We start from the raw sequence: 25,276 nt of genomic DNA on the forward strand, positions 1-25,276 counted from the left end.
TTACGTTAACGTAAAGGTAAACGAGAGCGCCCACCCATGCCCCCAAGCACCTACTCCATTTCCGAACTGGCCCGCGAGCTGGATATCACCACCCGCGCCATTCGTTTCTATGAAGAACAGCAGATGCTCAGCCCCGAACGCCGCGGCCAGGAGCGCATCTACAGCGCTAAGGACAAAGTCACCCTCAAGCTGATTCTGCGCGGCAAGCGCATCGGTTTCTCCCTGGCCGAGTGCAAGGAGCTGATCGAGCTGTACGACCCAGTGCATGGCAACCACAAGCAGCTGCACACCTTTATGGCCAAGATCGCCGAGCGTCGCGCCCAGCTGCAGCAGCAGCTACTGGACATCGAACAGATGCAGCTTGAGCTGGATACCGCTGAAGAGCGCTGCCTAGCCGCCCTGGCTGAAACCGATAAAAAACAATCTGTTATCTCCTGAACTTAACTCTAAAAATCACAGGTGGAACCATGAGTTATCCGTCCCTCAACTTCGCCCTCGGCGAAACCATCGACATGCTGCGCGAGCAGACCCAGGCTTTCGTCGCCAGTGAACTGGCCCCGCGCGCCGCCGCCATCGACAGCGAAAACCAGTTTCCGGCGGATATGTGGCGCAAGTTCGGGGATATGGGCCTGCTCGGTATCACCGTCGAGGAAGAGTACGGCGGCTCTGGCCTGGGCTATCTCGCCCATGTGATTGCCATGGAAGAGATCAGCCGCGGCTCGGCCTCGGTCGCCCTGTCCTACGGCGCGCACTCCAATCTCTGCGTCAACCAGATCAAGCGCAACGGCACCGCCGAGCAGAAGGCCAAGTACCTGCCCAAGCTGGTCTCCGGCGAGCATATCGGTGCCCTGGCCATGAGCGAGCCCAACGCCGGCTCCGACGTGGTGTCGATGAAGCTGCGCGCCGACAAGCAAGGCGACCGCTACGTGCTCAACGGCAGCAAGACCTGGATCACCAATGGCCCCGATGCCAACACCTACGTGATCTACGCCAAGACCGACCTGGACAAGGGTGCGCACGGTATCAGCGCCTTTATCGTCGAGCGCGACTGGAAGGGTTTCAGCCGCGGCAGCAAGTTCGACAAGCTCGGCATGCGCGGCTCCAACACCTGCGAGCTGTTCTTCGATAACGTCGAAGTGCCGGAAGAGAACGTACTGGGTCAGCTCAACGGCGGCGTGCGCGTGCTGATGAGCGGCCTGGATTACGAGCGGGTGGTGCTCTCCGGCGGCCCGGTGGGCATCATGCAGGCGGCCATGGACGTGATCGTGCCCTATATCCACGACCGCAAGCAGTTCGGCCAGAGCATCGGCGAGTTCCAGTTGATCCAGGGCAAGGTCGCTGACATGTACACCCAGCTCAACGCCAGCCGCGCCTACCTGTACGCCGTCGCCCAGGCCTGCGACCGCGGCGAGACCACACGCAAGGACGCTGCCGGGGTGATTCTCTACAGCGCAGAGCGCGCCACCCAGATGGCCCTCGACGCGATCCAGATTCTCGGCGGTAACGGCTATATCAACGAATACCCCACCGGCCGCCTGCTGCGTGACGCCAAGCTCTACGAGATAGGTGCCGGCACCAGCGAAATCCGCCGCATGCTGATCGGCCGTGAGCTGTTTAACGAAACAAAGTAAGGCGTTTGCCTCACGTAGGGTGGATGGCCACCCCGTGAAAAACCGCGAAGCGTTTTCCACCAAAGCTGGTGGATGAAAAAAGCGTCATCCACCCTACGGTTTACGGTATCGGAGTCATTGATGGCCATTCTGCATACTCAAATCAACACCCGTTCGCCGGATTTTGCCGCCAATAGCGCGGCGATGCTTGCCCAGGTAAACGACCTGCGTGCCCTGCTCGCCCGCGTTCACGAAGGCGGCGGAGCAAAGGCTCAGGAACGCCATACCTCGCGTGGCAAGCTGCTGCCGCGTGAACGGATCAACCGCCTGCTGGATATCGGCTCGCCGTTTCTCGAAATCGGCCAACTGGCCGCCCATGAGGTGTATGGCGAAGACGTGCCGGCGGCAGGCGTGGTGGCCGGTATCGGCCGGGTCGAGGGTGTGGAATGCATGATCGTGGCCAACGACGCCACGGTCAAAGGCGGCAGCTACTACCCGCTGACCGTGAAGAAGCACCTGCGCGCCCAGGCCATCGCCCAGCAGAACCGCCTGCCGTGCATCTACCTGGTCGACTCCGGCGGGGCCAACCTGCCACGTCAGGATGAGGTGTTTCCGGATCGCGAGCACTTCGGCCGAATCTTCTTTAACCAGGCCAATATGTCGGCCATGGGCATCCCGCAGATCGCCGTGGTCATGGGTTCCTGCACCGCTGGTGGCGCTTATGTGCCTGCCATGGCGGATGAAGCGATCATGGTGCGCAACCAGGCGACCATCTTCCTCGCCGGCCCGCCGCTGGTAAAAGCCGCCACCGGTGAGGTGGTCAGCGCCGAAGACCTTGGCGGTGCCGATGTGCACTGCAAGACCAGCGGCGTGGCCGACCATTACGCCGATAACGATGAGCATGCTCTGGCTCTGGCCCGCCGCAGCATCAGCAATCTCAACTGGCGCAAGCTCGGCGTGCTGAACAACCGCGCGCCGATCAACCCGCTGTACAGCAGCGAAGAGCTGTACGGGGTGATTCCGGCAGATGCCAAGCAGCCGTTCGATGTACGTGAAGTCATCGCCCGCACCGTCGATGGCAGCGTATTCGATGAATTCAAGGCGCTGTTTGGCGCAACCCTGGTCTGCGGTTTTGCGCATATTCACGGCTATCCGGTGGCGATCCTCGCCAATAACGGCATCTTGTTTGCCGAATCGGCGCAAAAAGGCGCGCACTTTATCGAGCTGGCCTGCCAGCGCGGCATTCCACTGCTGTTCCTGCAGAACATCACCGGCTTTATGGTCGGGCAGAAGTACGAAGCCGGCGGTATCGCCAAGCATGGGGCCAAGCTGGTCAACGCCGTGGCATGCGCCAAGGTGCCGAAATTCACCGTGATCATCGGCGGCAGCTTCGGTGCCGGTAACTACGGCATGTGCGGCCGCGCCTACGATCCACGTTTTCTGTGGATGTGGCCGAACGCGCGCATCGGCGTGATGGGTGCCGAACAGGCCGCTGGCGTACTGGTGCAGGTCAAACACGAACAAGCCGCCCGCGCCGGTCAGAGCTTTTCGGCCGAGGATGAAGCCAAGCTCAAGCAGCCGATCCTCGAACAGTACGAGCGCCAAGGCCACCCCTACTACTCCAGCGCCCGACTGTGGGACGACGGCGTTATCGACCCGGCGCAAACCCGCGAAATATTGGGTCTGGCGCTGTCCGCCAGCCTTAACGCGCCGATCGAGCCGACCACCTTTGGCGTGTTCAGAATGTAATCAGGACGAACCGTAGGATGGGTGCAACCCATCGATATCGTTTGATGGGTTAGCGCCCATCCTACAGGTGCAACGTACGCGCCCCAGTGAGTGACCATGACCAACTTCAACACCATCGAACTGCAAACAGACCCACGCGGCTTTGCCACCCTCTGGCTCAATCGCGCGGACAAGAACAACGCCTTTAACGCCGAGATGATCCGCGAGCTGATTCTCGCCCTCGACGCGGTGATGGCCGACAAAACCCTACGTTTCCTGCTGATACGCGGCCGTGGCAAACACTTCTCCGCCGGTGCCGACCTGGCCTGGATGCAGCACGCGGCGACGCTGGACTACAACGCCAACCTGGCTGATTCGCGCGAGTTGGCTGAGCTGATGCACAACCTATATCAGCTGAAGATCCCGACCCTGGCCGTGGTGCAAGGCGCGGCCTTTGGCGGGGCGCTGGGTTTGATCAGTTGCTGCGATATGGCCATCGGCACCGTTGAGGCCCAGCTGTGCCTGTCCGAAGTGCGCATCGGCCTAGCTCCGGCGGTAATTAGCCCCTTTGTCGTACAAGCAATCGGCGAACGCGCCGCGCGGCGCTATGCCCTGACTGCCGAGCGTTTTAGCGGCCAGCGCGCCCAGGAGCTGGGGCTGTTTGCTGAATGCTATGCCGCAGACGCCCTGGAGCAGGCCGTGGCCGAGTGGGTCGACACGCTGCTGCTCAATAGCCCGCAGGCCATGCTCGCCAGTAAAGACCTGCTGCGTGAAGTCGGCAGCGGCGTACTGACACCGGCGCTGCGCCGTTACACGGAAAACGCCATCGCCCGTATCCGCGTCAGCCCCGAAGGTCAGGAAGGTCTGCGCGCCTTTCTGGATAAACGCAAGCCCGCCTGGCAGGAGCCACAAGCATGAGCCTTAAGCCTATCGACACCCTGCTGGTGGCCAACCGTGGCGAAATTGCCTGCCGGGTGATGCGCACGGCCAAGGCCATGGGTATCAAGACCGTAGCGGTACACAGCGCCATCGACGCAAACGCGCGCCATGTGCGTGAAGCCGATCTGGCGGTGAATCTGGGCGGTGCCAAGCCAGCGGACAGCTACCTGCGTATCGACGCGCTGATCGCTGCGGCCAAGGCCAGCGGTACCCAGGCCATCCACCCTGGTTATGGCTTTCTTTCGGAAAACGCCGGCTTTGCCCGCGCTATCGAAGCCGCCGGCCTGATTTTTCTCGGCCCACCCGCCAGCGCAATCGACGCCATGGGCAGCAAGTCCGCGGCCAAGGCGCTGATGGAAGCCGCCAGCGTGCCGCTGGTGCCGGGCTATCACGGCGAAGCGCAGGATGTGGAAACCTTCCGCGCTGCCTCGAACGCAATCGGCTACCCAGTGCTGCTCAAGGCGGCGGCCGGCGGCGGTGGCAAGGGCATGAAAGTGGTCGAGCGCGAAAGCGAGATGACCGAAGCCCTGGCCAGCGCCCAACGCGAAGCGCAATCGTCGTTCGGCGACTCGCGCATGCTGGTGGAAAAATACGTACTTAAACCGCGCCATGTGGAGATCCAGGTATTTGCCGACCAGCACGGCAATTGCCTGTACCTGAATGAGCGCGACTGCTCGATTCAGCGCCGTCACCAGAAGGTTGTCGAAGAAGCCCCTGCCCCAGGCCTGTCAGCCGAACTGCGCCGCGCCATGGGCGAAGCGGCGGTCAAGGCGGCTCAGGCCATCGGTTATGTCGGCGCCGGTACCGTGGAGTTTTTGCTCGATGAGCGCGGCGACTTCTTCTTTATGGAGATGAACACCCGCCTGCAGGTCGAACACCCGGTGACCGAGCTGATTACCGGCCTGGATCTGGTCGCCTGGCAGATCCGCGTGGCACGTGGCGAAGCGCTGCCGATCAGCCAGGAACAGGTGCCCCTGATTGGCCACGCTATCGAAGTGCGGCTGTATGCGGAAGATCCGGACAACGACTTCCTCCCCTCCACCGGCACCCTGGCGCTATACCGCGAAGCCGCCACCGGACCCGGCCGCCGGGTAGACAGCGGCGTCAGCGAGGGCGATGAAGTCTCGCCTTTCTATGACCCCATGCTCGGCAAGCTGATCGCCTGGGGCGAAAACCGCGAAGAGGCGCGCCTGCGCCTGCTGGCCATGCTTAAGGAAACCTGCGTGGGCGGGGTTAGAACCAACCTCGCCTTTCTCACCCGCGTGCTGGCCCACCCGGCGTTTGCCAACGCGGAGCTGGATACCGGCTTTATTCCGCGTCATGAAGCACAACTGCTGCCGCCGGTAAGCGAGTTGCCGGCCGAATTCTGGCAACTGGCCGCTGAGGCCTTTGTGCAGAGCGAAACGCCGCGCCAACGCCACGATGATTTCCATTCGCCCTGGTCGTGCAATAACGGCCTGCGACTGGGGCTGCCGGCGGAAACCGATCTGCACCTGAGCTGCAATGGCAGCGAGCGCAAAGTACGCCCCAACAATAGCGCACGCCTGAACGGCGATTGGTTGACCTGTAGGAGCGAGCTTGCTCGCGATGCCGCGATCGCGAGCAAGCTCGCTCCTACAGAGGTAGAGCGTCGCCTGCGTGCCATTCGCCAGGGTGACACTCTGTATCTGCACTATGCCGGTGAGCTGCACGCGGTCACCCGCTTCGACCCGATTGCCGAAGTCGAAGCCAGCCATCAGCATCAAGGCGGCATGACGGCCCCCATGAACGGCAGTATCGTGCGGGTGCTGGTTGAGGCTGGCCAGCAGGTCGAAGCCGGTACCGCCCTGGTGGTGCTGGAAGCGATGAAGATGGAACACAGCATCCGCGCCCCCCATACCGGCACCGTCAAGGCGCTGTATTGCAGCGAGGGCGAGATGGTCAGCGAAGGTGCCGTGCTGGTGGAGCTGGAAGAAGCATAAGCATGGTATTCGGTGCGCACAGCGCACCCTACAAACCCATGAGATTGCGCGCATCGCCGCAAATCGTAGGGTGCGCCGTGCGCACCATTGGCCCCAAAGGAGACGCCAAATGAATTTGCCCAAACAGGTCCGCCTGGTCGAAGTCGGCCCGCGCGACGGTTTGCAGAATGAGAAACAGCCGATCAGCGTGGCCGACAAGGTGCGTCTGGTCGATGACCTGTCTGCCGCAGGCCTCAGCTATATCGAGGTGGGCAGCTTTGTCTCGCCCAAGTGGGTGCCGCAGATGGCGGGCAGCGCCGAGGTTTTCGCGCAGATCCAGCAACTGCCAGGCATCGTCTACGCGGCGCTGGCACCCAATCTAAAAGGCTTTGAAGGCGCGCTGGAAGCGGGTGTCAGGGAAGTTGCGGTGTTTGCCGCGGCTTCGGAAGCCTTCTCGCAGAAAAACATCAACTGCTCGATCAGCGAGAGCCTTGAGCGCTTTGTGCCGGTAATGGACGCTGCCAAGCAGCATGGCATCCGCGTGCGCGGTTATGTCTCCTGCGTGCTGGGTTGTCCGTATGACGGCTCTGTGCCACCCGAGCAGGTCGCCATGGTCGCCCGCGAGCTGTTTGCCATGGGCTGCTATGAAGTGTCCTTGGGCGACACCATCGGTGCCGGCACCGCTGGCGACACGCGCCGATTGATCGAAGTGGTGGCCCGCGATGTTCCCAGAGGCAAATTGGCCGGGCACTTCCATGACACCTACGGCCAGGCTTTGGCCAATATCTACGCAAGCCTTTTGGAAGGCATCAACGTATTCGACAGCTCGGTCGCGGGCCTCGGCGGCTGCCCTTACGCCAAAGGAGCCACCGGCAATGTCGCGACCGAAGATGTGCTGTATCTGCTTGAAGGCCTGGGCATCGAAACCGGTATCGATATGGGCCGGCTGATCGCCGCCGGTCAGCGTATTTGTGCGGTACTGGATAAGCCCAATGGTTCGCGGGTGGCACGGGCGCGGTTGGCTAGCGCGTAGCCTGGATCGCATTCGGCTACGAAATCCACCACCGTCAGGCTTTGTTTACAGCCTGTAAAGCCAGAGCCCCAGATGCAGCGTGCCGCCCCTGCCTTCGGTGCAAAACCGCTACAACAGCCGCCAGGTCGGCAGCCGAGCAATAAGGGTCGCTGCAGGTCAAGGCTTCCAGCGACCAGTAGGCTAGCGTGCATCGGCCAGGCTCAATAGCCCGGCACAACAAGAATTACGGCACCTGCCGAATAAGGAATCGACATGCAACAGCCCTTGTGGACCCCCTCCAAGGAACGTATCGCCGCTACCCGGATGGACAGCTTGCGCCGCTTCGTCAATCAGCGCCACAGCCTGCAACTGGCCGACTATCCAGCCCTGCACGCCTGGAGCGTGAAGCAGCGCGAGACTTTCTGGCAGGCCATTGTCGAGTTCTTCGAGATCCGCTTTAGCGCCCAGCCCGAGGCAGTCCTGCAAGAAGGCAGCGCCATGCCCAGCGCTCACTGGTTTCCTGGCGCAACGCTGAACTTTGCCGAACACCTGCTGCGCCGCCGCGATAACCACCCTGCCCTGATCGCCATTGGCGAGGACGGTTCACGCGAGCAACTGAGCTATGCCGAACTGGCCGCCCATGTCGCCGGTTTGCAAAAGAGCCTGCGTGATGCCGGCGTCGGCAGCGGCGACCGGGTTGCAGCCTTTATGCCCAACACCTGGCAAACCCTGGTCGGCATGCTCGCCGCCAGCAGCCTGGGCGCGACCTGGTCAAGCTGCTCGCCGGACTTCGGCACCCAGGGCGTGATCGATCGTTTCGGCCAGATCGAACCCAAGGTGCTGATCGCCGCCGCCGGTTACCGCTACGCTGGCAAAAATCTGGATCTGACCGCCAAGCTCAATGAAATTCTGGAGCGCCTGCCCTCGCTTGAACAGCTGATTGTGGTGCCCTATTCCAACCCGCAAGCCAAAGCTGCCGACTTCCATTCAACAGCCAAGGTCGCGCTGTGGCAGGACTTCTACCAGGCCGGTGGCGAACCCGAGTTCACTCAGGTTCCGTTCGATCACCCGCTGTATATCCTCTATTCCAGCGGCACCACCGGCGTGCCCAAGTGCATCGTGCATGGCACTGGCGGCACCTTGTTGCAGCACGTCAAGGAGCTCGGCCTGCACACCGATCTGCATGCCGACGACACCCTGTTCTACTACACCACCTGCGGCTGGATGATGTGGAACTGGCTGGTCTCGGGCCTGGCTCTGGGCGCGACGCTGGTGCTGTTCGACGGCTCGCCCTTCCACCCCGGTGCCGAGCGCCTGATCGACCTGATCGACGCGGAAAACATCAGCATTTTCGGCACCAGCGCCAAGTTCCTCGCAGCGCTGGAGAAAACAGGTGCCAAACCTGGCAGCACGCACAAGCTGCAACGGCTTAAGACGATTCTGTCGACCGGCTCGCCGTTGTCCCACGAGAGCTTCGAGTATGTCTACCGCGAGATCAAAGCCGACCTATGTTTGTCGTCGATTTCCGGCGGCACCGATATCGTCTCCTGCTTTGCCCTCGGCAACCCGGTGCTGCCGGTATGGCGCGGTGAGTTGCAATGCAAGGGCTTAGGGATGGACGTGCAGGTGTGGAACGACGCCGGTAAACCGGTGACAAGCGAGAAAGGCGAACTGGTCTGCGCGCAGCATTTCCCAAGCATGCCTGTGGGCTTCTGGAAGGATGACGACGGCAGCAAGTTCCAGGCCGCCTACTTCGAGACCTTTCCCGGTATCTGGGCCCATGGCGATTACGCCGAGGAAGCCGCACACGGTGGCCTGGTGATTCATGGTCGCAGTGACGCGGTACTCAACCCCGGCGGCGTACGTATCGGCACCGCCGAGATCTATCGTCAGGTGGAAAAGGTCGAAGAAGTGCTGGAATCCATCGCCATCGGCCAGGAGTGGGACGACGATGTGCGTGTGGTGCTGTTTGTCCGGCTGCGAGAAGGTGTCGAACTAAGCGACGCGCTGCAGACGCAGATTCGCCAGGTGATTCGCAGCAACACCACACCGCGCCATGTGCCGGCCAAGATCATTGCGGTGGCGGATATCCCGCGCACCATCAGCGGCAAGATCGTCGAGTTGGCTGTACGCAACGTGGTGCACGGCAAACCGGTGAAAAACACCGACGCCCTGGCCAATCCACAGGCGCTGGAGTTGTACCGCGATTTGCCACAGTTGCGCGATTGAGCACGGGGCGGCAGCCCTTCCGGATTGCCGTCAGCTATTGCACAGGCTCGCCCATGGCGAGCTAGAATGCCTGCCCCTCGCCACTGAAAAGGAACTTCCCATGGCCGGCCATTACCCTGACAAGATCAAATCCCTGCCCCTGTACGATGGCCGTTTCGACGCTTACAAACTGGCGGCCACCGGCAGCGACGTGCTGTTCGCCTCCTACCCGGCCGGAACGTCGATCCCGCCCCATATACATGACACTGACAACTACGGGGTGATCACCCGCGGTGCCCTGCAGCTGAGCATAAATGGCGTCACCACCACCTATCGTACCGGCGACTGGTATCAGGTCCCGGCCGGCGTGCTGCATGCGGCCGAGTTTGCCGAAGAAACCGACGAAATCGAGTTCTGGTTCAAGGCCGAAGGCCAATAAACCAGACGCCGACTCCATCCCGGACGGCTATCTATTCCGCTTACGCCCCCCGGCGCAGCGCTGAACGCGGCGCTCGAGCAAACCGGTTCAGGCCCCCGAACGGCCTGGGTCCTCTGCTGGGTCTGCTTCGATTTCTTCGAGCTTCAACTCCAGCGCCCAGTCGCCGCTGCTGGCGGGCTTGGCCGCTGGGGCCGGGCTGGGTACTGCCACCGGGGCCGGCTGTGCCTCGGCATTAGCCGGGTTCTCCCGGTACAGCTTGAGCTTGAGACGGACATTGTTGGCCGAATCGGCGTTCTTCACCGCCTCTTCCTCATCGATATCCCCGGCATGCACGAGGTCAATCAGCGCCTGATCGAAGGTCTGCATGCCGATGTTCTTCGACTTCTCCATGATTTCCTTGATATCGCCAAAATCGCTGCGCTTGATCAGGTCGCGAATGGTTGGTGTGCCCAGCAGCACCTCCACCGCCGCACGGCGCTTACCGTCCAGGGTTTTGACCAGGCGCTGGGAGACAAAGGCCTTGAGGTTGTTGCCCAAATCATTAAGCAGCTGCGGGCGGCGCTCCTCGGGGAAGAAGTTGATAATGCGGTCCAGCGCCTGGTTGGCGTTGTTGGCGTGCAGGGTGGAGATCGCCAGGTGGCCGGTATCGGCGAAAGCCAGGGCGTGCTCCATGGTTTCGCGGTCGCGGATCTCGCCGATCAAAATCACGTCCGGGGCCTGACGCAGGGTGTTCTTTAGCGCGGCGTGAAAACTGCGGGTGTCCACACCGACTTCGCGTTGGTTGATGATCGACTTCTTATGCTTGTGCACGTACTCCACCGGGTCTTCGATGGTGATGATATGGCCGCCACTGTTGCGGTTGCGGTAGTCGATCAGCGCCGCCAGGGAGGTCGATTTACCCGAACCGGTACCGCCGACGAACAGCACCAGGCCGCGCTTCTCCATAATGGTTTTAAGCAGCACCTCGGGCAGCTTCAGGTCTTCGAACTTGGGTATTTCCATCTTGATATTGCGCGCGACAATGGACACTTCGTTGCGCTGCTTGAAGATATTGATGCGAAAACGCCCCACGCCGGCGATGGAGATGGCCAGATTCATCTCCAGCTCACGCTCGAATTCATCGCGCTGCGCGTTATCCATCACCGCATCGGCGATCGCGGCCACCTCGCCGGCCTTCAGTGGCTCGGCACTCAGGGCCTTGAGCACGCCGTTGAACTTGGCGCAGGGCGGTGCTCCGGTGGACAGATAAAGGTCAGAACCGTCCTGGCTGGACAGTATTTTCAGCATTGCGGAGAGGTCCATGGCGAGCAGATCCGTCGAGGTGAAGTTAATACGTTAGGTCAAGATCGACCCCGGAGCCGCACCATTGCACGGCAAATACCTGGCGTCATTCTGATGGCGCAGTAAATGCTGGCACAATAGCAACTCGGTAAATTTATGGTCTGCCCTTCCTGGCAACCACCCCACGGGCTGTCGCTGCACGACGCTGAAAATGGCTCCCGGCCATTTTCAGAAGCCCATCTTTGAGGAGCCCATCAAATGGCAAAGGCAATGTGCCGCCATATTCTGGTCAAGACCGAGGCCGAAGCCGCGGCCTTGAAAAAACGTATCGCCGCCGGCGAGGCCTTCGACGTGCTGGCACGTAAATACTCCACCTGCCCCTCCGGCAAAAAAGGCGGCGATCTGGGCGAGGTGCGCCCGGGGCAAATGGTCCGCGCCATCGATCAGGTGATCTTCAAAAAGCCGGTGCGCGAAGTTCACGGCCCGGTGAAAAGCCAGTTTGGCTATCATCTGGTGCAAGTTTTCTATCGCGAGTGAGCCCGCCATGACGCCGCAGCAAGTTGCCGAGTTTTGCCTGAGCCTGCCCGGTGCCCGTGAGGACATCAAATGGGGCGGCGTGCGGGTATTTTCGGTGGCTGAGAGCAAGATGTTCGCCCTCTTCCACCTGGACAGTCACGACGGCCTGGCATTCAAGGTCGATACCGACCTGTTCCTCGGCTATTGCGACCGCCCCGGCATCCGCCCCGCGCCTTACCTGGCGCGCGCCCGCTGGATCAGCATGGCCGCGCCCTACCCGCTGAGCGACGCCGAACTCAAAGAGTTGCTGATCCGCTCCCACCAATTGGTGGTCGGCAAACTACCCAAGCGTCTGAAAGTAGGCCTCTTGCTGTAAATAGCCTCCTGCCAGTCGACTAGCCAGCAAAACGCCCTAATGGGTATCAGGTTTGCGCTCCCCGCGCGAGGGTAGATTCGGGCCTCAATCGCTCAGCCAAGCGGGCCATCCAGCAATCCGATAAGAGCACCCCATACTGGGACTAAATAGCTGTCAAGCGCCTGTAAAACCATCTCAAAGGGCGTTAAAGCCCCAGGTTCGTAGCGACGAACAAACGCCTGACAAACAAGACCAAACCCTAACTCAGGGAAACTGTGGCCAGCCCCTGAAACCTGACGGTAGCGAGCAGCCGTACGAGGCGTATTGGCAACCGGGAGGAGATATTGCTTTGGCATAGGTGTAATGCGCCGATTTCGCCATCAGTGACGTTGCTACTAACGCGACAGCGACCAACGTGAAAAAACCTGCTGCAATTATTTTTATTTTCATTGTTTTTTCTCAAGAGAAAGACTCTTCATCCCAAGCCCTTGCGATACAGCACTCGGGTTTCCGCTTCAGCCAATCCTTTTCCGCTTTGGTTCTGATGAATCCCAGTGGAGCAAACGGCGCGCCTCCATCCAGCCGACTCACCTTGCCAAGCAGATCTGCGGGACTCACACGTACAGGAGCTTTCTGTGCGTCGCACCGCCGTCACTCGCTTGACGAAATTGACTCTATGCAACGAATCGTAAAGACGCAAGCATTTACAAACGAACAAATATGTTTTTTAATTTGACGAACTTCTGAAGCCTCATCTACGCGGCTTCAATAGGCACCTTGGAACCAACACTCTTATGCAATTGGGACCACTCGCACTGGCCCTGCTGAAGGACTTGTCATGGCTCAGCGTCAAATTTTCGTACTCAGTGCTGCGCGCACCCCCATCGGAGCCTTCGGCGGCACCCTGAAAGACACGTCCCTCGCCACCCTGGCTACCACAGCCTGCTCGGCAGCCCTGACCCGCTCGGGTGTCGACCCTGCCGAAGTCGGTCATGTGGTGATGGGCAATGTGATCCCCACCGAACCGCGCGATGCCTACCTGAGCCGAGTGGCCGCCATGGATTCGGGGATCCCGCAAGAAACCCCTGCGTTCAATGTCAACCGTCTGTGCGGTTCGGGCCTGCAGGCGATCATCTCCGCAGCCCAAGCGATTCTGCTGGGCGATACCAATATCGCCATCGGTGCCGGTGCCGAGAACATGAGTCGCGGCCCGTTCCTACTGCCGAGCATGCGCTGGGGCGCGCGCCTGGGTGATAACCAAGTGATCGACTACATGAACGGCATCCTGCACGACCCTTGGCAGCGCATGCATATGGGCGTCACCGCGGAAAACGTCGCCAGCCGCTACGGCATCAGCCGCGAGATGCAGGATGCCCTCGCCCTGGAGAGCCAGCGCCGCGCTGCCCAGGCCTCGGCCCAAGGCTACTTCAAGGAACAGATAGTTCCGGTCGAGATCAAGACCCGTCGCGGCGTCATCAACTTCGATTGCGACGAGCACATCCGCCCCGAGCTGACCCTGGAGCAACTGGCCGGGATGAAGGCCGTGTTTCTCAAGGAAAACGGCACCGTCACCCCGGGCAACGCCTCCGGCCTCAACGACGGTGCCGCGGCCGTAGTGCTGGCCGAGGAGCAGCGCGCCCACACCCTGGGCCTGGAACCGCTGGCCCGTTTGGTTGGTTACGCCCACGCGGGAGTCGACCCGGCCTATATGGGCATGGGCCCGGTGCCCGCGGTACGCCTGGTGCTGCAGCGCTGCGGCCTGAGCCTGCAGCAAATGGATGTGATCGAGGCCAACGAGGCCTTCGCCGCCCAGGCCTGCGCCGTTACCCAGGAGCTGGGCATGGACCCGTTGAAGGTCAACCCGAATGGCTCGGGCATTTCCCTCGGCCACCCGGTCGGTGCCACCGGCGCAATCATCACCACCAAAGCGATCTACGAACTGCACCGCAGCCAGGGTCGTTACGCCCTGGTGACCATGTGCATCGGTGGCGGCCAGGGTATTGCCGCCATCTTCGAACGTATTTGAACCCGCGGGTGCGCCCGCCAGCAGAACACCGGGAGTAACCAAATGCAGATAAATACCGTAGGCGTGGTCGGCGCCGGCACCATGGGCAACGGCATCGCCCAGGCCTGCGCCATGGCCGGCCTCGAAGTGATCATGCTGGACGTCAGCGACGCGGCGCTGCTGCGGGGCCAGCAGAGCATCGAGAGCAGCCTGGACAAACTGCTGCGCAAGGGCAGCCTCGACGAAGCGGGCAGGCGCGACGCCCTCGGCCACCTGCGCTGCAGCACCGACAAGCACGCCCTGGCCGATGCCGACCTGGTGATCGAGGCAGCCACCGAGGCCGAATCGCTGAAACTGCAAATCCTCAAGGACATTGATGCCAGCGTCGGCCCGCACTGCCTGATCGCCAGCAATACCTCGTCAATTTCCATCACCAAGCTGGCCGCCGCCAGCGGGCGAGCGGATCGTTTTATCGGCATGCACTTCTTCAACCCGGTGCCGGTCATGGCCTTGGTCGAACTGATCCGCGGCCTACAGACCAGCGACAGCACCCAGGCCGCCGCCGAAGCCCTGGTCGCGCGCCTGCACAAGACCGCGATCAGCGCCAGAAACAGCCCCGGCTTCGCCGTCAATCGCATTCTCGTGCCGATGCTCAACGAGGCGGTTTTCGTCCTCCAGGAAGGCCTGGCCAGTGCCGAGCATATCGACGAAGGAATGCGTTTGGGCTGCAACCACCCGATCGGCCCGCTGGCGCTGGCCGACCTGATCGGCCTGGACACCTTGTTGGCCGTGATGGAGGTGTTCTACCACAGCTTCAACGACTGCAAATACCGCCCTGCCCCGCTGCTGCGGGAAATGGTCGAGGCCGGCTATCTGGGCCGCAAGAGTGGCCGCGGTTTTTACCGCTACGCCTGATATTCGACGCACTGCCACGCGAGAGCTGCCCATGGACTTTACGATTTCCCCCGAACTGACCGACCTGCAGATGCGGGTGCGCGACTTTATCGCCACCCGGGTCATCCCCTTCGAGAAGGATCCGCGCTGCGGCACCCACGGCCCCAGCGAAGCGCTGCGCCGCGAGTTGATCGCTGCCGCCGCCAGCGCCGGCCTGCTTTCGGCCCACGTGTCGGCGGAGTACGGCGGACTCGGCCTCGATCACCGCAGCAAGGCGGTGTTCTTCGAGGAGGCCGGCTATTCCACCCTAGGCCCGGTCGCCCTGAATATCGCCGCCCCCGACGAAGGCAACATGCACCTGCTGGAGGCGGTCGCCACCCAGGCGCAGAAGGAACGCTGGCTGCGCCCACTGGCCGCCGGACAGATCCGCTCCTGCTTCTGCATGACCGAACCGGATCCCGGCGCAGGCTCCGACCCCTCGATGCTGCAGACCCTGGCGGTACGCGACGGCGACGACTTCGTGATCAATGGCCGCAAGTGGTTTATCACCGGCGCTGAGGGCGCGACCCTGGCGATCATCATGGCCAAGCTGGAAGACGGCCGCGCCACCATGTTTCTCGCCGACATGGCCACACCCGGTATTCGTATCGAACGCAGCATGGATTCGCTGGACTCCTGCTTCCCCGGCGGCCACTGCGTGGTGGTATTCGAGGGCCTGCGGGTGCCGGCCAGCGCCATTCTCGGCGAACTGGGCGAAGGCTTCAAATACGCCCAGGTGCGCCTCTCACCCGCCCGCCTGACCCACTGCATGCGCTGGCTCGGTCAGGCGCGTCGCTGCCATGACATTGCTGCCCGCTATGCCACCCGGCGCATGGCCTTCGGCAAGGAACTGGGCCGCCACGAAGGCGTCGGTTTTATGCTCGCTGACAACGAGATGGACATGCACAGCGCGCGCCTGGCCATCCTCCACACCGCCTGGGTACTCGACCAGGGCAGCCTGGCCCTGAGCGAGTCGAGCATGACCAAGGTGCTGGCCTCGGAGGCCACCTGGCGCGTCGCCGATCGCAGCGTGCAGGTTCTCGGCGGCCAGGGCGTGACCGGTGAAACCATAGTCGCGCGGATCTTTGCCGACATGCGCGCCTTCCGCATCTACGACGGCCCCTCGGAAGTGCACCGCTGGAGCCTGGCCAAACGCATCTTCAAGAAATTCAGCCTATGAGCGAGTCCCTGCGCAGCGCGCTCCAGATCTATATCGCCCAGCGGGCCGAGGCCGAAGCGGTGGAGTTCAGCGAGTTTCGCCTGCTCTCCGGCGGTGCCATCCAGGAAAACTGGCTGGCCGTCGCCAACGTCAGCGGCGGCCCCTTCGCCGGGGTTCTGGAACTGGTGATCCGCGCCGACTCGCCCTCGGGGGTGTCGGTGAGCCATGGTCGGGCCCAGGAGTTCGCCCTGCTCAAGGCGGCATTCGCCGCCGGCGTCACTGTGCCCGAACCGCTGTGGCTGTGCAGCGAGACGCAGGTCATCGGCCGACCGTTTTTCGTCATGCGTAAGGTCGACGGTCTTGCCGCCGGTCATGCGGTGGTCAAGGACACCCGCCTGGGCGGCGATCGCGCCGCCCTGACCTTTCGCCTCGGTGCCGAACTGGCGCGAATCCACTCGATCCGCCCACCGCGCACCGATCTCGATTTTCTGCCCAGCTATGACCAGGCACCGGCGCTGCAGGCGATCGAGCGCTACCGCGCCTTTCTCGATCAGCATCACAGCTCACACCCAGCGCTGGAGTGGGGGCTGCGCTGGCTGGAGCAAAACGCGCCGCCACGCGGCGAAATCGTCCTCGCCCACCGTGATTTTCGTACCGGCAACTATATGGTCGATGAGCACGGCCTCACCGCCATTCTCGACTGGGAGTTCGCCGGCTGGAGTGATCCGCTGGAAGACATCGGCTGGTTCTGTGCCAGGTGCTGGCGCTTCGGCGCACCGCACCTGGAAGCCGGCGGCATAGGCGCGCGCAGCGACTTCTACCGTGGCTACCAGAGCGTCAGCGGCAGGGCCATCGATGCCGAGCAAGTGCGCTACTGGGAGGTTATGGCCCACCTCAACTGGGCGATCATCGCCATCCAGCAGGCGCAGCGGCATATCTCCGGTGAGGAGAGCTCATTGCTGCTGGCGCTGACCGGCCACAGCGTGCCGGAGCTGGAATATCAAATCCTGTGCATGACGGAGGCCGCCTGATGCGTGACCAACCCCGCGGCGAAGACTTGCTGACCAGCGCCGAGGCCCTGCTGCGCGATGAACTGCTGCCCGCCCTGCCCGCCGACAAACGCCAGGCCGGCCTGATGATCGCCCGCGCACTGGGCATCGCCGCCCGGCAGCTGAGCAACGGTGAAGCGCCGGAACGACAGGAATTGGCCAGCCTGACACGCCTGCTGGCGCCAGCCAGCGAACCCAGCGAACCCAGCGAACCGGAAGCGTTGCGCCAACAACTGCAACGGGCCAATCGACAGCTCGGCCAACTGATCCGCAGTGGCGGCGCCGACACCGGGGAAAGCCGTGCCCAGATCGCGCAGCACTTGCTGAACGTCGCCCGCCAACGGGTAGCGGAGAGCAATCCACGCTATCTGCAGGACGGCGATAAATGACCTCCGGGGCAGCGCCGCGACCGCGGCGGCGCATCTACCTGATGCGACATGCCGAGGTCAGCTATTTCGATGCCCAGGGTCAGCCGCTCGACCCACGTCAGGTTCCACTCACCGAGCGCGGACGGCAACAGGCCGCTGCAGCCGGTGCCCTGCTCGCCGAGGTCAGCTTCGATCTGGCCGTCTGTTCCGGCCTACCGCGCACCGAGGAAACCGCCCGGCAGATTCTCCACGGCCGCGCTCTGCCCCTGCACGCCGAGCCACGGTTGCAGGAGATTCGCGGCGGCCGTCTGCGCGAGATTCCGCGCCAGGACCGCGAGCGCAGCATCGCCTACGCCTACGACGGTGCCGAGCAACCCGGCGCCCGCTTTATCGGCGGCGAACTCTGGAGCGACTTCGTCGTGCGGGTCAACCAGGCCTGGGCGCAACTGATCGCCCGGGATGACTGGCAGAACCTGCTGATCGTCGCCCACGATGCGGTCAATCGGCTGCTGCTCGCACAGATCATCGGCTGCGGCCTCGGCGGGCTGAAGGGCTTCGAACAGGATCCGGCCTGCATCAACATCATCGAGGCGGACATCGACGCGGCCACTATCCAGCGAGCCTTTATCCGCACCCTCAACCTCACCGCCTACGACCTGATCCGCCCCTGCCAGCAGCTAACGGTGATGGAAAAGGTCTGGCGCGACTATCGCTCGTCATAAGCGCCACTGGCTACCCAACTGGAATACGCCCATGAGCAACCAACCGATCAGCCTGCAGCCGGGTGTCATCACCCATATCCGTTTCAACCGCCCCGAGGCGTTGAATGCCATCGACAGTGCCATGGCCCGGGCCTTTCTCGATGCCTGCCGGGCAACTGTGGCGGATCCGGGCGTGCGGGTTATCGTGCTCAGCGGCGAGGGCCGGGCCTTTATGGCCGGTGGCGATATCGCCCAGTTCAAGTCCGCACCGCAGTCGATTGCCGACGAGCTGATTCAGCCGCTGAACGAGGCCATGCTGTTGCTCGCCAATTGCCCTGCCCCGGTGATCGCCAGCGTGCGGGGTGCCGCCGCCGGTGCCGGCATGAGCATCGTGCTGGCCAGCGACTTCGTCCTAGCCGCGGCCAACAGCCGCTTCAACTTCGCCTACCTGAGCCTGGGTGCCAGCTGCGACCTCGGTGCCAGCTGGCACCTGCCGCGCCTGGTCGGCCTGCGCCGCGCCCTGCAAATCGCCCTGCTGGGCGAACCGCTGGATGCCGAGCATGCTTGTCGGGTGGGTATCGTCAACCAGGTGGTCGCCGTCGAGGAACTGGAAAGCGCGACCCAGGCCCTGGCCGAACGCCTGGCGCAATCCTCGCCAGTGGCCCAAGGGCACCTCAAGCGCCTGCTGCGCCAGGCCTTCGACAACACTCAGGGCGAGCAACTGGAGGCGGAAAAAGCCGCCTTCGCCGCCTGCGCCCAAGGCGAAGATTTCCAGGAAGCCGTCAGCGCCTTTCTGGAGAAACGCCCTGCGCAGTTCCAGGGTCGCTAACAGGCCGTTGCATCGGCAGCGCGGGCCTGCTGCCACGCTGATGCAACACCAGGCCGAGGCAGATGACCGCAGCGCCCAACCAGACCTGGGACGGTAACTGCTCATCGTTGAACAGCCGGCCGAGCAGCAGGGCCAGCACCGGCGTGATCACCAGAATCAGTGCCACCTGGGCCGAAGACAGGTAGCGCACTATGTAGTAGTACAGGGCGAAACCGAGCACCGAGCCGAACAGCCCCAGGTAGACGATCGACAAGCCACCGCGCAGCGACAGCGTCGGCGGCAGGCTGCCCCCGGTCAACCACCAGCTGAGCAGAAACAGCGGTGCCGCCACCAGCAGCGCACCAGTGGCGGTGGCCAGAGGCGGGCTGTCATCGCCGATCCACTTCAGCCCGACCAGGCTGGCCGCATGGCTCAGCACGGCAAACAACAACACGACGATGGCGGCCAGCCCGCCACCCGTAGTCGTCAGGCGCTGGTCGGCAAAGATCAGCGCCAGCCCGGCCACCCCCAGCAGCATGCCGACCACACTGAGCAGCCCCAGTCCGCGCTCGCGCAGCCACAGCGCCGCCAGCAGGCTGGTAACCAGCGGCGACAGGCCGAAAATCACCGAGATCAGCCCCGAATCGATGCGCGGTGCCGCCCAGTAGACGCAGAGCATGCTGACGAACAGCCCGCCACCGGCGCACAGGTAGGACAGCAGCGCGCGCCGGTGCAACGGCACAGGCAGCCGCCACAATGCGAGCAGCAACAGGGCGAAGAGCATGCCCAGGGCCATGCGCGCCATCGCGGCAAAGGCGAAGCCGGTGTCCACCGCGCCCCAGCGGATCGCCAGCGGCGTGGTCGCCCAGATCAGCACGACGACGACGTAGGCCAGTTGGACCGAGCGGCTGTGGGTCATGCCCGCTCTTGCCGGCCGGTCGCCTCGATACAACAGCCCAACGGGCGTGTGCCGTTCAAGCGTTTTTCCTCGGCGGCAGTGATGTCCATAGCCGGTCAGATATCCAGCACCAGACGCGGCGTAAGCGCGCGTGAGCAACAAGGGGTGAACCAGTTTTCCTCGTCGCGCTCCTTGTCGCTCAGCACCTGGTCGCGGTGATCGGCTTTGCCTTCCAGCACACGGGTGATGCAGGAGCCGCAGATGCCCTGCTGGCAGGACACCGGGATCTCCACCCCATCGGCCGCCAGCACCGAGATGATCGACGCGTCCTCGCCGATCAGATAGACCTTGCCACTGCTGGCCACCTGCACCTCGAAACTGTTGTCGGCGGAGCTGTCCACCTGCTTGGCGGCGAAGTACTCGAAGTGGATGCGTTCGCTGCTCCAGCCCTGGGCCTTGGCGGTGTTGGTGACGTAGTCGATAAAGCCGCCCGGGCCGCAGACATACAGGTGGGTGTCCGCATCTTCTGCGGCAAGCAACGCCGGCAGGTTCAACGCCTGTTCGGCCGGACCATCGTCGAAGTGCAACTGCGCCCGCTCGGCGAAGGCCGACGCACGAATGCGCGCGAGAAAGGCCATGCGCTCGGCCGAGCGCGAGGCGTAATGCAGGTTGAAGTCGCCGCCACTGCTGGCCAGCCGTTCGGCCATGCACAGAATCGGCGTAACGCCGATGCCTCCGGCCAGCAACAGCGAACGCTTGGCCGGCACCAGCGGAAAATGGTTGCGCGGCGGGCTGATGCGGATGTTCTGGCCTTCTTGCAACTGCTCGTGCACGGCAAGCGAACCGCCGCGTGAATTGGGGTCGCGCAACACGCCGATCACATAACGGTGCTGCTCGGTCGGGTCGTTGCACAGCGAGTACTGGCGCACCAGCCCCGGGCGGATTTCCACGTCGATATGCGAGCCCGCGCTGAACACCGGCAGGCTGCGCCCGGTCAGCGGCTCCAGCTCGAGGGTGACGATATCCAGCGCCTCGGCCGCCTTGCGGGCGATGCGTACATCAAGATAGGTAGATTCCATCACTGCTGCTCCTCTAGGGTCTGTTGCCGTTTCGCGGCGAGCCGCGTTGCTGCGCCAAATGGTGCCAGGCAAGGCGCAGGACGCCGGTAATGGTCGCTCCCTTGCCAAGTCCTGCAACACCGCCTGGCGCCATTTGCCGCGCAACCCGAAGGGACGGGCCTGTTTTTGCGCGCTGCTGCGTTTCTCGTCGCTCATTTGGAACAACCAAATCACGCTCCTCGTGCCTTGCTCCGCGCAAAAACAGGCTCCGTCGCGGCCGCATCGAAACGGCAACAGACCCTAGGGTTTATCAGGAAAGCGCCGCGAGGCGCTGACGAATATCGGCACGCAGCCGATCCTTGCGAATCTTGCCCGAGGCGGTGCGCGGAAAGTCCTCGACCACTACCAGGTACTCGGGAAACTTCTGCCGCGCCACGCCGGCCCGGGCCACCTGATCGAGCAGGCCGTCCAGGCTCAACTGCTGACCCGCACGCAGGATCACATAGGCACACAGGGTTTCGCCGAGGCGTTCATGGGGCATCGCCACCACCGCCGCCTCGTCGATCAGCGGGTGCTGATGCAGGATGTCCTCGACTTCCTTGGCGCTGATCTTCTCGCCGCCGCGGTTGATCAGGTCCTTCTTGCGCCCGGTAATAACGATGGCGTTGTCGGCGGTGATTCGCCCCAGATCGCCGGTGGCGAAAAAGCCGTCGGCACCGAAGGCTTCGGCGCTCTGCTGGGGATCGGCATAGCCGAGGAACATGGCAGGGCCGCGCACGCAGATCTCGCCTTCCTCGCCGGCGGCCACCTCGCACCCGGCATCATCGAGCAGGCGTACCTGGTAATCGAGGATCTCGCCGTCGCTGGTGGCCGCCTGCTGCAACTGGCCGGCACCGACGAAACCCAGGGTCACCAACGGTGCCTCGCTGGAGCCGAACACGCGAAACGCCCGGCAGTTGGCAAACACTTCGGCCGCCTTGCGGATCAGCGCCGGCGGCACTTCCGCGCCGCCGCAGGCGAAGCGCTTGAGGCTGGGCAGACGTTTGCCCTGCTGTTCGGCCTGGGCGATCAGCTCATGCAGGAAAGGGGTGGCGCCGAGGCCGATGGTGACCTGCTCGTGCTCGATGATCTGCAAGGCCTCCTCGGCATTCCAGCGTTCCATAAACACCGTGCGCGCATTCAGGTAGAACGGCAGCTCCAGGGCACTCAAACCGGTCACATGGGTCACCGGCGAGGCCATCAGCAGCACCTGCGGCGAACCGTCCGACCAGTGTTCGAAGGCACGTTTGAGGCGGGTCGGCCCGGTGTTGTGCGAGTGCAGCACGGCCTTCGGCCGGCCGGTGGTACCTGAGGTGTAGAGGATCAGCTTGACCGCGTTGGCGTCGACCGGCGGTGCATTCGCCAGCGGCTGGTCTTCGCCAAGCATCGCCTCATAGGTGCCGGCCGCTCTGTCCTCGGCGCGTACCGCAATCTGCAGGCGCAGCGCCGGCAGCTCCGGTGCCAGGCGCTGGAGCATGGCGGCGAAGTCGAAGCCGCGGTAGCTGCCCGGGAAGAACATCGCCTTGGCACCGCAATCGGCCAGCATAAAGGCCACCTCGGCATCGCGGTAAATCGGCACGATCGGCGCAATAACCAGGCCGAGCAGGCTGGCGGCCAGGTCGATCACCGCCGTCTCGCGCCAGTTCGGCAGCTGCCAGGCGATTACGTCGCCGGCCTGTAAACCACGCCGTTGCAGGGCACCGGCGAGCAGGCGGGCTTCGCCCAACAACGCGTCGACCCGGCAGGCCTGGCCGTCGAACACGTGAGTAATCCGCCCCGGCTCACGGTCGACCATGGCCTGCGCCGACTCGGCGATGGTGCACCCCATCCATTCGCTGCTGTGGGCATAACGTTGCACGCTGGCGTCGTCGAGACGTACCTGCCAGCCACTGATGTCTTTACGCATACTCGGCCCCCTTCAGGCGTCAGCCAACGACAGCTCGACGAAGCGCAGAAACTGCTCGTCGCGGTTGCCGAACAACGCCGCATTGACCATCAACCGGCGGAAATAGTGGCTGACCTCCAGTTCCTCGGTGATGCCCACGCCGCCGTGCAGCTGGATCGCCTCGTTGCCGATATGTCTGGCGGCCTGGCTGATGTAGGCGCGCGCGCCGCTGAGGGTGCGTGCGCGTTGCTCGGCCGGCAGGCACATGGCCTGCTGAGCGGCGCGGGTCAGCGCGCGGATCTCCTCGGTCAGCAGGTAGAGCTCGGCCATGCGGTGCTGCAACGCCTGATTGGCCGCCAACGGCTTGCCGAACTGTTGGCGCACCTTGAGGTAGTCGTTGGTGATGCGCAGCAGGCTGGTTGCCACACCCAGTGCCTCGGCGCAGAGCGCCACGCTGGCCTCATCACACACCTCGGCCAAAGCCTGTTCGGCACTCGGCGCGCCCGCTTCGGGTTGCAACAGCAGGGCCGGGGCCGCGGCGAACTGGAGATTGGCCGCGCCGCGGCCGTCGACCAGACGGAAGGCCTGGCGGCTGACGCCAGCGGAATTCACCTCGACCAGGCAAAAACGCAACCGGCCCTCGGCATCGCGCGCCGGCACCAGCAACTGCTCTGCGATGTCGCCGTGCAGCACCGCCTGCTGGCTGCCGCTGAGCCGGCCCGCCGCGTAATGGCACAGCTCATGGCTGGCACCATGGCTCAGCACCAGTTTCAGGCGGCCCTCGGCGAGGGCTGGCAGAAGTTCGGCCTGCTGCGCCGCGCTGCCCTGCTTGAGCAGCAGCCCGCTGGCCACCACCACGCAGGCCAGCAGCGGTTCGAGCAGCAGGCGGCTGCCGACCACTTCCATCAGCGCGCCCACGGCCACGGCGTCGCCGGCCAGGCCGTCGAGTTGTTCCGGCAAGCGCAGCGACAGCCAGCCGAACTCGGCGAAGTCCTGCCAGGTCTGCGCGCTGAAGCCGCCCGGCAGTTGCAGCAGCGGCGCACGCTGGAGAAAGCTGTAGCGATCGGCGCTGTAGCGTTCCAGGCTGTCGCGCAGCATGGCGATTGTGTCGAGATCGGTCGTCATAAGCCCAGCACCACCTTGGCCACGATATTGCGCTGAATTTCCGACGAGCCACCGAAGATGGTCGCGGCGCGGTTGTAGAAGTGTTCCTTGAGGATGCCGCCGCTGTCGTCCGGCCCTAACGGCGGCAGCGTGGCGCTGTGCAACGCCTCACTGTCGAAGGCGATGCCGGCCGGGCCGAGGGCCTCGACCAGCGCCTGCGCCACGTCCTGGTACAGCTCGGTGCCACGGATCTTGATCAGCGACGCCTCGCCACCGTTATCGCTGCCCTCGACCATGGCCTGCACCGCTTGGTAGGCGACTTCCTGCAAGGCCATAAAACGCAGCTCGAAGCCACCGATGCGCTGGCGCAACAGCGGCTGGTCGATAGGCCGCTGGCCACTGGCATCGGCCTCGCGGGCGAGGCGCTTGAGGCGGTCGAGCACATGCCAGGCCTGGCCGACGATAGCGCCGGCGGTGCGCTCGTTCTGCAGCAGGAACTTGGCGTACTGCCAGCCCTTGCCCTCCTCGCCCACCAGGTTCTCCAACGGTACGCGCACGTTCTCCAGCCACACCTCGTTGACGTGGACATAGCCGTCCATGGTGTGGATCGGCTTGACCGTCACGCCGGGGCTGCGCATGTCGATCAGCAGGAAGGAAATACCGCTCTGCGGCTTGCCGTCGTTGCTGGTGCGCACTAGGCAGAACAGCCAGTCGGCCCACTGCGCGTAGGTGGTCCAGACCTTCTGCCCGGTCACCAGGTAATGATCGCCGTTGCGTACCGCCTGGGTACGCAAACCGGCCAGGTCGGAGCCGGCACCGGGTTCGGAGTAGCCCTGCGCCCAAAACGCCTCGGTGCTGAGAATGCCCGGCAGGAAACGCTGCTGTTGCGCCTCGCTGCCGAAGCTGTAGATCACCGGGCCGACATACTTGACGCCGAACGGGATGATCCACGGGCAGCCCTGACGGGCCAGTTCGTCCTCCAGGACAAAGCGCTCCAGCGCCGACCACTCCTGACCGCCATGGGCAAGCGGCCAGTGTGCAGCGACCCAGCCCTTGGCCTGCAACAGGCGCATCCACTGCACGTAATCGGCCTTGTCCAGCACCTGGTGACGGTGGGCTTTATCCAGCAAGCCTGCGGGCATTTCCTGCTGGCAGAAGTGGCGGACTTCCTCGCGCAGGCGTTGCATCCGCTCGCGTATGTTTATGTTCATAGTCGATCTCTGTTCGGCAGCGGCCGTGGC

At 63.5% G+C, this 25,276-nt stretch carries 23 protein-coding genes; 17 read left to right on the forward strand and 6 right to left on the reverse strand.

Features of this window, described 5'->3' with window-relative positions; translation table 11 throughout:
• Positions 1-36: 36 nt before the first annotated feature.
• The 8 genes from VMP31_RS21740 to VMP31_RS21775 all read left to right on the forward strand — a co-directional run bounded on the left by VMP31_RS21740 (position 37) and on the right by VMP31_RS21775 (position 9,876).
• Entirely contained in the window at positions 37-438 is a 402-nt protein-coding gene (locus VMP31_RS21740) for a MerR family DNA-binding transcriptional regulator (RefSeq protein ID WP_325509785.1), read from the forward strand.
• Between the two features lie 29 nt (positions 439-467).
• On the forward strand, positions 468-1,631 hold the full coding sequence (locus tag VMP31_RS21745) for an isovaleryl-CoA dehydrogenase (protein WP_325509786.1): 1,164 nt from the start codon (positions 468-470) through the stop codon (positions 1,629-1,631).
• Between the two features lie 120 nt (positions 1,632-1,751).
• Positions 1,752-3,359, forward strand: a complete 1,608-nt coding sequence (locus VMP31_RS21750; RefSeq protein WP_325509787.1) for a carboxyl transferase domain-containing protein — start codon at positions 1,752-1,754, stop codon at positions 3,357-3,359.
• 96 nt (positions 3,360-3,455) lie between these two features.
• Positions 3,456-4,256, forward strand: a complete 801-nt coding sequence (locus tag VMP31_RS21755; protein ID WP_325509788.1) for a gamma-carboxygeranoyl-CoA hydratase — start codon at positions 3,456-3,458, stop codon at positions 4,254-4,256.
• On the forward strand, positions 4,253-6,238 hold the full coding sequence (locus VMP31_RS21760) for an acetyl/propionyl/methylcrotonyl-CoA carboxylase subunit alpha (protein ID WP_325509789.1): 1,986 nt from the start codon (positions 4,253-4,255) through the stop codon (positions 6,236-6,238). The genes VMP31_RS21755 and VMP31_RS21760 overlap by 4 nt, the downstream gene beginning before the upstream one ends.
• A 109-nt stretch (positions 6,239-6,347) precedes the next feature.
• Positions 6,348-7,250 carry a hydroxymethylglutaryl-CoA lyase gene (locus VMP31_RS21765; RefSeq protein ID WP_325509790.1) on the forward strand — a complete coding sequence of 301 codons (903 nt, stop codon included), beginning with the start codon at positions 6,348-6,350 and terminating at the stop codon, positions 7,248-7,250.
• Between the two features lie 252 nt (positions 7,251-7,502).
• On the forward strand, positions 7,503-9,458 hold the full coding sequence (locus VMP31_RS21770) for an acetoacetate--CoA ligase (RefSeq protein WP_325509791.1): 1,956 nt from the start codon (positions 7,503-7,505) through the stop codon (positions 9,456-9,458).
• 100 nt (positions 9,459-9,558) lie between these two features.
• Positions 9,559-9,876 carry a cupin domain-containing protein gene (locus VMP31_RS21775; protein ID WP_325509792.1) on the forward strand — a complete coding sequence of 106 codons (318 nt, stop codon included), beginning with the start codon at positions 9,559-9,561 and terminating at the stop codon, positions 9,874-9,876.
• Positions 9,877-9,963: 87 nt separating this feature from the next.
• Here VMP31_RS21775 and VMP31_RS21780 read toward each other — a convergent pair whose 3' ends face one another.
• Complete coding sequence (locus tag VMP31_RS21780; RefSeq protein ID WP_325509793.1) at positions 9,964-11,178, reverse strand: PilT/PilU family type 4a pilus ATPase; 1,215 nt, start codon at positions 11,176-11,178, stop codon at positions 9,964-9,966.
• A 237-nt stretch (positions 11,179-11,415) separates the two neighbouring features.
• On the opposite strand from VMP31_RS21780, the gene VMP31_RS21785 reads away from it, so the two are divergent.
• The 9 genes from VMP31_RS21785 (at position 11,416) to VMP31_RS21825 (ending at position 19,072) form a co-directional block, all read left to right on the forward strand.
• Positions 11,416-11,694: a peptidylprolyl isomerase gene (locus tag VMP31_RS21785; RefSeq protein WP_325509794.1), complete on the forward strand. Its 279-nt coding sequence runs from the start codon at positions 11,416-11,418 to the stop codon at positions 11,692-11,694.
• A 7-nt stretch (positions 11,695-11,701) separates the two neighbouring features.
• Entirely contained in the window at positions 11,702-12,049 is a 348-nt protein-coding gene (locus tag VMP31_RS21790; protein ID WP_325509795.1) for an MmcQ/YjbR family DNA-binding protein, read from the forward strand.
• A gap of 817 nt (positions 12,050-12,866) precedes the next feature.
• A complete protein-coding gene (locus VMP31_RS21795) occupies positions 12,867-14,054 on the forward strand; it encodes an acetyl-CoA C-acyltransferase family protein (protein ID WP_325509796.1) in 1,188 nt (395 codons plus the stop codon).
• A 42-nt stretch (positions 14,055-14,096) separates the two neighbouring features.
• Positions 14,097-14,948 carry a 3-hydroxybutyryl-CoA dehydrogenase gene (locus VMP31_RS21800; protein WP_325509797.1) on the forward strand — a complete coding sequence of 284 codons (852 nt, stop codon included), beginning with the start codon at positions 14,097-14,099 and terminating at the stop codon, positions 14,946-14,948.
• A 31-nt stretch (positions 14,949-14,979) separates the two neighbouring features.
• Complete coding sequence (locus VMP31_RS21805; protein WP_325509798.1) at positions 14,980-16,146, forward strand: acyl-CoA dehydrogenase family protein; 1,167 nt, start codon at positions 14,980-14,982, stop codon at positions 16,144-16,146.
• Positions 16,143-17,156: a phosphotransferase family protein gene (locus VMP31_RS21810; protein ID WP_325509799.1), complete on the forward strand. Its 1,014-nt coding sequence runs from the start codon at positions 16,143-16,145 to the stop codon at positions 17,154-17,156. The genes VMP31_RS21805 and VMP31_RS21810 overlap by 4 nt, the downstream gene beginning before the upstream one ends.
• Positions 17,156-17,563, forward strand: a complete 408-nt coding sequence (locus tag VMP31_RS21815) for a DUF6285 domain-containing protein (protein WP_325509800.1) — start codon at positions 17,156-17,158, stop codon at positions 17,561-17,563. The genes VMP31_RS21810 and VMP31_RS21815 overlap by 1 nt, the downstream gene beginning before the upstream one ends.
• A complete protein-coding gene (locus VMP31_RS21820) occupies positions 17,560-18,264 on the forward strand; it encodes a histidine phosphatase family protein (protein WP_325509801.1) in 705 nt (234 codons plus the stop codon). Before VMP31_RS21815 ends, VMP31_RS21820 begins: the two co-directional genes overlap by 4 nt.
• Before the next feature lie 31 nt (positions 18,265-18,295).
• Positions 18,296-19,072 (forward strand): enoyl-CoA hydratase/isomerase family protein, encoded by a 777-nt coding sequence (locus tag VMP31_RS21825; RefSeq protein WP_325509802.1) that lies wholly within the window; start codon positions 18,296-18,298, stop codon positions 19,070-19,072.
• Here VMP31_RS21825 and VMP31_RS21830 read toward each other — a convergent pair.
• The 5 genes from VMP31_RS21830 to VMP31_RS21850 all read right to left on the reverse strand — a co-directional run bounded on the left by VMP31_RS21830 (position 19,026) and on the right by VMP31_RS21850 (position 25,246).
• Entirely contained in the window at positions 19,026-19,970 is a 945-nt protein-coding gene (locus VMP31_RS21830) for a DMT family transporter (protein WP_325509803.1), read from the reverse strand. The genes VMP31_RS21825 and VMP31_RS21830 overlap by 47 nt on opposite strands.
• A gap of 95 nt (positions 19,971-20,065) precedes the next feature.
• Positions 20,066-21,028: a PDR/VanB family oxidoreductase gene (locus tag VMP31_RS21835; RefSeq protein ID WP_325509804.1), complete on the reverse strand. Its 963-nt coding sequence runs from the start codon at positions 21,026-21,028 to the stop codon at positions 20,066-20,068.
• Between the two features lie 289 nt (positions 21,029-21,317).
• Positions 21,318-22,952 carry an AMP-binding protein gene (locus VMP31_RS21840; protein WP_325509805.1) on the reverse strand — a complete coding sequence of 545 codons (1,635 nt, stop codon included), beginning with the start codon at positions 22,950-22,952 and terminating at the stop codon, positions 21,318-21,320.
• A 12-nt stretch (positions 22,953-22,964) separates the two neighbouring features.
• The gene (locus VMP31_RS21845) at positions 22,965-24,056 is read right to left on the reverse strand and encodes an acyl-CoA dehydrogenase family protein (RefSeq protein WP_325509806.1); all 1,092 of its coding nucleotides are present in this window, start codon (positions 24,054-24,056) and stop codon (positions 22,965-22,967) included.
• Entirely contained in the window at positions 24,053-25,246 is a 1,194-nt protein-coding gene (locus VMP31_RS21850) for an acyl-CoA dehydrogenase family protein (protein WP_325509807.1), read from the reverse strand. The genes VMP31_RS21845 and VMP31_RS21850 overlap by 4 nt, the downstream gene beginning before the upstream one ends.
• Positions 25,247-25,276: the final 30 nt, after the last annotated feature.

Source organism: Pseudomonas sp. (assembly GCF_035512415.1).
Classification (GTDB): Bacteria; Pseudomonadota; Gammaproteobacteria; order Pseudomonadales; family Pseudomonadaceae; genus Aquipseudomonas.